Raw genomic sequence first — 9,605 nt, forward strand, 5'->3', positions numbered from 1 at the left:
AGATGATGTGGAAAGATGGCGGAAACTCTGAAGTACTGCATTCCTCGAATGCAAGCCTACGCTGAGTTACTGTATTCAATGAATGCAGTAACACGGCAGGGGCTTATAATCCCATTTTCTACATCAGCAAGGTGTGTCTTTGTACCACAAATTGCCATTTGTACCACAAAGACCCTTGCCCCGAAAGGGGATTAAATCACTCCAAAGTCGTGATTAGATAACAGAATAAAACATAAAATTAGGCTAAAATTAGAAGTAGCCAACAACAATCGTTACGGACACAGAGAGACAGAGGAAGTGCCATGCTGGGATAGATGGGATACCCGTATGCCCGATGTGAAAGACCAGCTACGTGCCATCGACCTATACAACAAATCGGGTGCGGTAAGCAAGTCTGATTTTGTGCGTACCCGTGTTCTTGGGGAAAGTTTCAAGGTAATTATGGTGGACAAGTCCGCCGTGGAATATAATCGCAAGCTGTCCGAACTCACTGCGGAAATTCACAGAATAGGAGTAAACTACAATCAGGTGGTCAAACTTCTGCACTGCTATACAGCAGACAGGAGTGTGCAGGCATTGCTGAAAGAGCTTATCAAGCTTACAAATGAGGTTACACGCCTCCAACAACAGGCTGTGGAGTTGACAGAGGATTATCGCTTATCGTAATTTTTTTCAAATGACGGAATTGTAACTCAACGAGGGTATCTTCTATATATCTTCCAGCCACTCCAAAGACACCATACGCAAGCTATTCCCATGAGAAAAATGTATAATATAGAGGCTTTGCCCAAGAATGTAAAGATACGCCCGGTGTGAACTTCTATGCAAACATTACGCAGTGACATAGGCAATGTTGCCATGATATTGGGCATGGCAAGACGAGGACAACCTTTGTTGTAGTCCACGACAAGTTCTTCGCCATTTATGTCTGACGAAAATCCTGATATAGGATGACTACTGATGGGCATTCCGTCTGTGGACTGGGGGGTATGGTGGGTGAAATAATCGGCTACTTTCTGGTGGGTTCTGTCCCATACATACAAGCCGCTGAATGAGCCGATCAGCCATTTGTGCCGACTGTCTTTTTGCTCAACATTGATGCCCATAACGCTCACGGGTGGTTGCACTTGCTCTTTTTGCGGTGTGTCGCTCAAATGGCGGAGAGAGTAGAAACCGTCGGAAGTGCATAGCAGCCAGTCCTCCTTGTCATCATCATACCGTAGTGAGCGTAGGCAATCGTTCCACGGGTTATCGCTATCCATTGCGGAAAAAGGTATCGGAGGGATTTTGGCTGAAGCGATGGCTATGAGTGCAGGTGGGCGTAGCATCCATCCCGTAATGGTAAGCAGCAACAAGAAGAATATGGATGCCCAGCCTATTTGGTTGTGCCATTTAATCAGCCAGCTTTTAATTCGTGCACCGAATGATGAATGCGGGCGAGGTGCAAAGGAATAGTATATGCCTGATATGGATAGGAACAAGAGGATAAGCCCCACTAAATCGACAAAGAGTTTGCCTACAATTCCAAACAGTCCGCCCCCATGAAGAAGCCATGTTGTACGGAATAGCGAAACTTTGCCTTTGTCATTGCCACCTTTCTTTAACGTGATTTTTTGAAAAGTATGATAAGGAACATGAGAAAGATAGATGTGTGAGCGCCCGGTAATGATGAGCGAATCGTTTTTCTGCGTAATGTCGCTTAGCCGTTCATGCTCATCATTGGGCAAGTCAATCCTCATCCAAGCGCCGCACTCGTTCAAGCAATATAGATTATACTGGCTTATGGCATATAGGAATCCGTTTGGCATAGAAACTACGCCACGGATACTTCTGTGGTCGGCACCATTGGGCAAGCCCCTGTTAAAATCTCTTATCGTGCCGTTGCTTTCCTCTTTTAACCATATACCTGAATTGCCATATATCAACGTCTTGCAATTCCACTTCATCGTTCCACGAAGCAACCCTTTGTTCCACCGGTCATACCGATACTCCGCTGGCAGAAGTTTTCGGCTTATGTTTACATCTGCTAACAAGCCAGCATGATTGAGAACAATTCCTGAGAAACAAAAGAGTATGATAAATGGGGCTAAGACTATTCCTAACCATTTATGGTGTTGTCTCCATGTTGATTTCTTCATTCGATACCCTTTTCCCTTTATTTGGTTCTCTTTCGTAGCCTACTCTTCAACCAAAGATAAACACCCAACAAAATAAAAGCCATGAGGATGACAAGCATTTGCCACACGTGTTTCTCTGGCTCTACCCAAAACTCTTGGAAGAAGTTCATCCTTCCCAATATTTCCACAGGTGTCCAAAAGATGATGACGGTGGCGATAGCCATTCGTATATTCGCACCCCATGCAGCGATGTGCAATTGGTGTCGAAACATGAAGATAGACCCGACGAGACACCCCACTCCCACAAGAAACGTCACAGGGTGATGATCACCGAGGAAAGTCTTGTCGTAGCAGAACATGAGCAGCAAGTACATTGCCCAAAGAATCATGTTCAGTTCCATGAACGTGACGATGCTCGTGTGGCGCGTCATGGGTTGCACCACCACAACCTTGCGCTTGCTTCGGAAACATACCTTTTGTATCCATGTAATCAGGTCGCAGCCGTTCTTTGTGCTGAACACATACATGGTCATCACCATCATCCACAAGCCAAACGAGGCAGGCATGATAAGGTATTCGGGCTTCGTCACCACCACGCCATTCTCTATCTCAGGCGGTACGCCATAACGTCGGGCATAATACAGGAAGAGGAACTCCACCCAACCCGTCCAGAAAAGCAGTCCACCGAAGAGTCCCCACAGCGTTTGTCGGGTGTCGCCCTTCACAAACACGCCGACGATAACGAGGACAAGCCCCACGAAACCCATCGCAAACCCTGCTACATGCATGGCGCCCTCGTCCATAAACTTCTCCATCAATATCATCAGCGCATGACCCAAGGGCATGGCGAAAAGCACCAATAAAAATGAGGCGATGGTGCGCCACCAGTAGTATTCTCTTACTTTCTTATCCATCTTATTGAGAGATGTTATGATTGACTGATGCGATGTATGGCCTGCCGTATCATCGTGATGAGCTTTTGTGTTCCTAATCCGGACCGTTCTCCCGCCATCTTGATGGTAGCCTTTTTCAGAATCAATTTTCCCAATGCTGTTTGCAACATCTTAAAAGGTGCGTATTGCCGGGCCAAGGCTTCCTTTAGACCAGGATATTGAGAGAAAAGATCTTTGAGCATAGTGTCTTCGGTAATCTCTGCTATCTGTTTGTCGTCATCTTTCTCTGCTTCCATAGAGTCTGTCATTGTAGAGGTGGGCGGTGTGGCATACTTCTCTTTTTCGTCTGCCCATGTGAGAAGCGTCTGCGACCCAGTGAGAGTACGAATGCGAGTACAGTCTTGCATCACTTCAAGGATGCCTCTGAAATCGCCCTGCTTGTCTCTCACAGCATAGTAAGTGATATAGATAAACAGATTAGGCTTGTTAATCCAAAATTCCGCCTTGTTCTGTTCGCCGCTTCGCATCTTTTCCACTATTTCACGAACGATGTGCACGCTCTTGCGTGGATGGCAGTTTTCTACTTTTCGCCCTATCACGTTTTTAGAGCGAGGAAATATGCGATGGTCGGTGTCAGAGTAGAATTGCACCAGTTCATCTTCGTTGACAAACGAGATGTCGAAAGGCAAATGCTGGTAGATGAGATTGATTTGCTCGAGCGTGAGCTTGCCTGTTGTCACGTCTAACGGTTGGTCGTGTTTCACGGCGTAGCCATACTTCGCCAGCAGCGATTGCAGTTCTTGGGCAAAGCCGTCGGCAGGGCGGATGTTATCTTTCTTCTCTGTCTTTGCCACATTGATAAAGGCAAAACCTATCTCTTGGTCTCCACTCTTCATTTCCTCAAATTCCTCTTCTTTGATCAAGGCGAGCGAGGTTGGATAGAGGATGGCCTCTTCTTTATCCATCAAGTCGCGGAGATAGGGTATCAGCTCTTTCACTTGTGCGACAAAAGTCTCTTCATCATTAGCTTCAAGCAATGGTCTCAACTTCTTCACGCAGTTGGAAATCATGTCGTCAAAGGTCCACATGGTGACGGTGGGACGGTCAAATCCTTTCTTCTCAAGTATCGGATAGAGCTGGTTTTGTTTTCGGGTATAGTGTATGAGATAGGCAGAGGCTTTGTCCAACAGTTCCAACCACTGATTCTTAATCACAGGATACTGTACCAAGTCTTCGGCGGCGTTCAGTATGCGACGCATCTCCTCATTCTCGCGATAGTAGTGACGAATGGGATGATCATCAGGCAAGGTTGGAATGCTGTAATCCATCATCTCCTCCAACAGCTTGTTGAGTTCGGAAAGATTTTCCTTGAAACATTCCTCTGGGTTTTCTTCCGTCATCGTCTGCTCCATCAAGGCGTAATGATAGGGTTTCAGCTTGCCCACTTTCTCTTTCAGTTGTCGTTTGGCTTCCTCAAGCGAAATAGTTCCAAAAGCGTATTGCTTTTTGATGTCAGCCAAACATTGCAGTCGTTCTATCTCTATCTTAGGCAAGTGCCGCTGCATTTCGCATATTTTCTTATTCATAAGAATTGTATTTTCACATTTATGATATAACGAGCAAATGTAAGCTTTATTTCAGTTCATCACAATAATAGCTCATCTGTCCGCCCGTGTCGTCTATCTCCGTGTGCTGGTTGTACCAACTGATGATCTGCAGCTTGAAATACCGCTTGCCGTCGGCAGTACGAACGACATACACATGGTATGACGGAGTATAGGTCATGGGTGGACCGGAAAGAAACATGTTTCTTTCCAACAGGGGGTTGGCACTTGTAAGCGTGCGCTGCGGCCCGTTGTTTGGGTCGAACCATGGATTTTCCTTCGGGTCTAGTCCGTGCGTGTTCACATAGCGAAACCAGTCTGACTGCGAGTAGGTAATCTTCACGGTCTTGTCGTCGTCCACGACCCAGCCCTGCCCTTTGGGAAGCTGGTCTATATGCTGCCAGCGGTCATAGTCACCATACCCTAAGTCGATGGCACCGCCCTTGCCGTTGCCGCTCGTACCGCTGTTGGTGCGGACGTGGTAGCCGCAAAAGGCGATGTCCCAGTCAAGACGGTTCTTCTGTTCGCCCTCCTTTATCTCCTGATTGGGAGCGGTGCGGTTGAACACCTCGCCCGTGCGCAGGTTGAAGTAGATCCAGTCGTTGGTCACGCCGGAGGTGTAGCTTGCCACCCTCGGCATAATTCTGCCAGTGAACTCGTCGGCGTCATACGAAAGACATGAGGACAGCGACAGGCAAGCCAATGCGAGGATAGGAAATATTCTTGCTTTCATATTCATCATATTTTGAATTCCAATTGTATGTATGCTCTTGCCCCGGCCGTGGCTGGAACGCTAAAGGCGGTAAGTCCCGAACCCAACGTCCGTGGCTTGTAGTTGAAGATGTTGTCCACGCCTACCGACAAGCGGATTTTCTCACGGAAAGTCTGAGCCACGTTCAGGTTGCACAGGGCGTAGGTGGGCAGCGTGCAGCGGAAATAGGCATCGTAAGACCTGCCGTCTTTTTCCACATACACGCGGTCCTGTACGTCGTATTGCTTCTCGCCCATGATCTGCGCATTGAAGTAGGCATCGAGCCGGTAGTTCCTCTTGTTCTTGTAACTGTACTTCACGCCTGCCGTAGCCGCATGGGGTGACGTGGTGTTGATGCGCAGTCCTTTCTCCTTGCTCACATATACATACGAGTAGCTAGCGTTCAGCGTGAGCCAGTCGGTCGGCGTCCAGCGTCCCAGCAAGTCAACGCCTGCTATCGTCTGGCGGTCGAGGTTAACGTACTCGAAATTGTACTGCATGTCGTAGATGCGCCATACGCCCTCTATCTTCTTGCGGTAGAAGTTGCCGTAAAGCGTGCTGTTGAAGAAGAAATGACGGTTGCTGTATTCCACGCCTGCCGAGACGTAGTTGTTCTTCTCTGGTTTCAGGAATTCGTTGCCCTTAATCATGAACATACCGAGGTGATCCCAGTTGAAGAACAATTCCTTGATGCTTGGCGAACGGTAGCCCATCGAGTAGTTGGCACGTATAGCCCAATAGTCGTCGGGCGAATACTTTGCCGCAATCTTAGGCATATACATGAATCCGAAAGCCTCCGAGAAGTTTGTTCTCACGCCGCCCGAGAACATCCAATGGTTGTTCACCGTCCAGTCGTCCTGCACATAGAACTCGGTCTCCTCCAGCGTGCGCGATGTCATCTTGTGATTGACGAAGCGGTCGCTCGTCAGTCGGTCTCCGCAGTATTCCAGTCCCATGACGAGTGCATGACCGGCAAAGTAGTTGCTGCTGAGTGTCAGTCGTGGCTGGAAGATGCGCGAGTGGTACACGGGCTTGCGCTCATCGCGCCGCTCATGCCGCTTGAAGCGGTCGTAATAATCACCGTGAACACTTGCCGTAATCGTCAGCCAGTCTTTCAGCGCGTAGCTCGCCTTTACCCCCCATGTATAGTCTCGTCCCTGTGTCAGCACGAGATCCTGCACCAAGTCATATTGGTTGATGAAGAACACCGAGCCGTATGCTTGCGCCTTGAAATGCTTTGACGGCTCGAAATAGAGCTTCTGTGAGGCGATTATGTGTTCGCGTCCCTCTATGCCCATGGGCGGACGTGGAAAACTGCTTTCCAGCACGATGTCCTTTTCCAAGAATGGATTGGCTTCCTTCGTATATACCTTGCGGTCGTTTTCCGCCTGATACAGATAGAAAGCATCGCTTTCACTGTACCATACATCGCTCTGCGAGGTGAACGCACCTTTCTTGAATCCTGCTGACAGCCATCCTTGCAGATTCGGACGGTCGGCATTCTTCTCGAACATATAGATAAAATCCTTCTTCTTGGGATTCCTGAAGTTGCGTTCGTTCATCTGCCCCCAGCGAACGCCAGCGTCGAAAGCGAAAGGCTCGCTGGTCTTCTTGGTGATGATGTTGATGACGGCTCCCGAGGCACGACTGCCGTAGAGTGTGCTACTTGCTCCTTTCACAATCTCCACGCGGTCGATGGCGTGCAGGTTGAAACGCTCGTAGTCAAGGTTGCCTGCCATGTCGCCTGTCATTCGCTCACCGTCGGTGAGGAAGAGCACATGACGTGCATCGAGACCGTCAAGGTTGATCTCGCTGCCAAAGTTTACTTTCTGTATGCTCAGTCCGGGCGTCTCGTGCTGCAGGGCTTGCTGAAAGTCGCTGTATCCGCTTTCCACCATTCCCTTTCCGCTAAGCACCCGCGTGGTGATGGGCGACAGCTTCACCGGTCGAGCCGTGCGTGAACCCATTACCACGATACCCTCCAAGTTTCTTGTTTTCGTAGTGTCCGCCTTTTCCGTCGGCTTCTCCTGTGCCAAGGCGGGCATCGTGCCTAAGCATGACAGCAGGAGGACTGACGATATATATGTTATTGCTATTTTCACTCTTGTTTCCTTTTTTATTCTCAAATCAACAAACCGCCGACCAACACCTTCATATAAGCGAAAGCTATGCTCTTTACGGGAAGAAGCATAGCTTTCTATACCTATCTATATAATAATGTAGGAGGCATAAGAGATGATTGTGTTCATCTGGCGAAAAGTTACTCGATATTTTCGCTCTTTACAATCCATGTGCTTGCTTGTATTTCTCCAAATCTTCTTCAAATTTAGCGAAATCTTCCTCGAAAGTGTCCATCTTTGAATAGTCGATTGTCTGTAAGTAAACATAACTCTGCATCAACATGACATTGAAGTTGGTGGAGAACTCTATCTGCTTGGTGTTCACGTTCAGGTAGCCCTGCACATAGCCGCTGCCTCCGTCGCCATTCTCATATTCGTGTTGGGTATCATTCTTGTTTGGCATATAGGTAGTTGCACCGTATTCGCCAATAAATTTCACCCAGCCATCTCCCTTGTATTCATCTCTCTCCCATGAGTTAAGACGAGTAAGTTTGCAATTGATGTTAAACCAAATCTGAACAGGCATTTTACCCACAGAGAAGTTCTTCAACTGAATGTTCAGAGGCTTGTCAGAACCTTCGTTCCAGTGAAAATAATATTTCAAAGGACATCCTTCGGGTAGCAATGTTTTGTCCACGGTTGCCATCATAGCCTTGGAACGCAAGACTATGCTATCTTTCAATATCTCCTTTACCTTGGCTGCGTATTCTGTATCAACAGGGGTTTGTTCAATCCTTTCGTCTCCCGAGCAGGAGGCAAAGATTGAACAAACTATAAATACTAAGTAAAGGATCAAATGTTTCTTACTTGTTGCCACTACTCAATGTTAGATTTTATTTCCAGTGAAATCAAAGCTGATGACATAACCACCCTTGTAGTCTGGGATGATAGCCTCTATATGGAATGTCAGGTTGTTGTCGGTAACATTTCCCGTGAGGCTGGTTACATTGAAATCTTTACTCAACACTGTAAATTTTCTGAACAGTTGGATATAAATATGTGCATATCCCGACGCATTGCTGATTGCACCATTCGGTTGCAAAACATCAAATACTACTTTTTTAAGTGTAAAGTCCATGTCATGATAGGTGATTCCTGCTGCAAGAAAGGCGGCATGTCCACTAAGGCAACATCTGCCGTCCTCCGTAGGAGCAACCGTGAAAGTTAAGTCGTTCATGTCTCTCACATGTTTACCTCCCATATACACGTTTGTTGCAGAACCCTTAAACTGGACTTCATTGTTAATTACTTGAGCGTTAACACCCACGAAGCTCGCCATAAGAAGTACGAGCAATGAAAACATTAATCGTTTCATACCAAATGAATTTTTAAAGTAAAAAAAGTTTATAAATAATACATGGCATTATTACCATGGATTCTTTTTCCATATATCCATCCATCTCACGTCCTCATGACGTTCCCAAGGATGTGGCATATACTGTCCTTCAACAGCAAAACTATTATTGTCTATATATTTTATATTATTCTTGATAAAGTCTTTTGTTTCCTGACGATCGAAAATATCCTGATCTATACCCAACCCAGAATGGCGTTCCTGTGTTTTTTTACCCATATAAACACTATATTTCATAGTTGGGTAGATAATCTGCACATTTTTTAATTCATATAAATCACATCTCCAAAAAGACTCAAATTGCGAAAGATCCAGCTTCTTTAATTTGGGCAAATAGCAGAAAGTCATATTGTTCATGATGTACGCCTTCTTAGGAAACATGATTTCCTCAAGATCCGGACAGTCTTTGATTTCCACCCACGATACATCCATATCTGTCATCTCCAATGGTATGCTGCGTTGTCCCAATTTGGTAGAATGGCTCATGTCCATTTTCTTGATAGAGCGACAAGTGTACATGTGCCCATGAAACAGATCGGTATTTGCAGACATATCTATGCCGTTAAGCAAGTCAAGATGCTCTAACTGGAAAAATGATATTTGTTTAGGCATTTTCAGATAAGGAACTTTTGTATATTCTTCTGAAGTGACACCTAATATTGTTCCTTTGAAACTCTTGTTGTGTAGAACATATTGGAAACCGTCAGCATTTTTTCCTTCAAAAATAGCAATACCTCAAATCCGCAACTAAGCCCTTGAAGGTTCT

At 46.4% G+C, this 9,605-nt stretch carries 9 protein-coding genes; 1 reads left to right on the forward strand and 8 read right to left on the reverse strand.

Annotation, left to right across the window (positions count from 1 at the left end; translation table 11 throughout):
* Positions 1-297: 297 nt before the first annotated feature.
* Positions 298-666, forward strand: a complete 369-nt coding sequence (locus tag HMPREF2983_RS00560; protein ID WP_246829306.1) for a plasmid mobilization protein — start codon at positions 298-300, stop codon at positions 664-666.
* A 26-nt stretch (positions 667-692) separates the two neighbouring features.
* Here HMPREF2983_RS00560 and HMPREF2983_RS00565 read toward each other — a convergent pair whose 3' ends face one another.
* The 8 genes from HMPREF2983_RS00565 to HMPREF2983_RS00600 form a co-directional block, all read right to left on the reverse strand.
* Positions 693-2,138, reverse strand: coding sequence for a PepSY-associated TM helix domain-containing protein (locus HMPREF2983_RS00565; protein ID WP_070665643.1), 1,446 nt, complete (start codon positions 2,136-2,138; stop codon positions 693-695).
* 17 nt (positions 2,139-2,155) lie between these two features.
* On the reverse strand, positions 2,156-3,031 hold the full coding sequence (locus tag HMPREF2983_RS00570; RefSeq protein WP_070665646.1) for a hypothetical protein: 876 nt from the start codon (positions 3,029-3,031) through the stop codon (positions 2,156-2,158).
* A gap of 14 nt (positions 3,032-3,045) precedes the next feature.
* Positions 3,046-4,596, reverse strand: coding sequence for a DUF438 domain-containing protein (locus HMPREF2983_RS00575; protein WP_025070207.1), 1,551 nt, complete (start codon positions 4,594-4,596; stop codon positions 3,046-3,048).
* Between the two features lie 46 nt (positions 4,597-4,642).
* Entirely contained in the window at positions 4,643-5,347 is a 705-nt protein-coding gene (locus HMPREF2983_RS00580; protein WP_025070206.1) for an HmuY family protein, read from the reverse strand.
* Between the two features lie 5 nt (positions 5,348-5,352).
* On the reverse strand, positions 5,353-7,410 hold the full coding sequence (locus HMPREF2983_RS00585) for a TonB-dependent receptor plug domain-containing protein (protein WP_025070205.1): 2,058 nt from the start codon (positions 7,408-7,410) through the stop codon (positions 5,353-5,355).
* A 235-nt stretch (positions 7,411-7,645) separates the two neighbouring features.
* A complete protein-coding gene (locus tag HMPREF2983_RS00590) occupies positions 7,646-8,302 on the reverse strand; it encodes a DUF4903 family protein (RefSeq protein ID WP_070665649.1) in 657 nt (218 codons plus the stop codon).
* A 9-nt stretch (positions 8,303-8,311) separates the two neighbouring features.
* Positions 8,312-8,800 (reverse strand): hypothetical protein, encoded by a 489-nt coding sequence (locus HMPREF2983_RS00595; RefSeq protein ID WP_023983534.1) that lies wholly within the window; start codon positions 8,798-8,800, stop codon positions 8,312-8,314.
* Between the two features lie 51 nt (positions 8,801-8,851).
* The gene (locus HMPREF2983_RS00600; protein WP_070665652.1) at positions 8,852-9,451 is read right to left on the reverse strand and encodes a hypothetical protein; all 600 of its coding nucleotides are present in this window, start codon (positions 9,449-9,451) and stop codon (positions 8,852-8,854) included.
* Positions 9,452-9,605: the final 154 nt, after the last annotated feature.

Source organism: Prevotella sp. HMSC077E09, assembly GCF_001814685.1.
Taxonomy (GTDB): domain Bacteria; phylum Bacteroidota; class Bacteroidia; order Bacteroidales; family Bacteroidaceae; genus Prevotella; species Prevotella oris.

Excerpts from the sequence above, each read along its gene's own strand:
- HMPREF2983_RS00565 (WP_070665643.1), bottom strand. The coding sequence starts at position 2,138 with ATGAAGAAATCAACATGGAGACAACACCATAAATGGTTAGGAATAGTC.
- HMPREF2983_RS00600 (WP_070665652.1), bottom strand. The coding sequence starts at position 9,451 with ATGCCTAAACAAATATCATTTTTCCAGTTAGAGCATCTTGACTTGCTT.
- HMPREF2983_RS00595 (WP_023983534.1), bottom strand. The coding sequence starts at position 8,800 with ATGAAACGATTAATGTTTTCATTGCTCGTACTTCTTATGGCGAGCTTC.
- HMPREF2983_RS00585 (WP_025070205.1), bottom strand. The coding sequence starts at position 7,410 with ATGCCCGCCTTGGCACAGGAGAAGCCGACGGAAAAGGCGGACACTACG.
- HMPREF2983_RS00570 (WP_070665646.1), bottom strand. The coding sequence starts at position 3,031 with ATGGATAAGAAAGTAAGAGAATACTACTGGTGGCGCACCATCGCCTCA.
- HMPREF2983_RS00580 (WP_025070206.1), bottom strand. The coding sequence starts at position 5,347 with ATGAAAGCAAGAATATTTCCTATCCTCGCATTGGCTTGCCTGTCGCTG.
- HMPREF2983_RS00575 (WP_025070207.1), bottom strand. The coding sequence starts at position 4,596 with ATGAATAAGAAAATATGCGAAATGCAGCGGCACTTGCCTAAGATAGAG.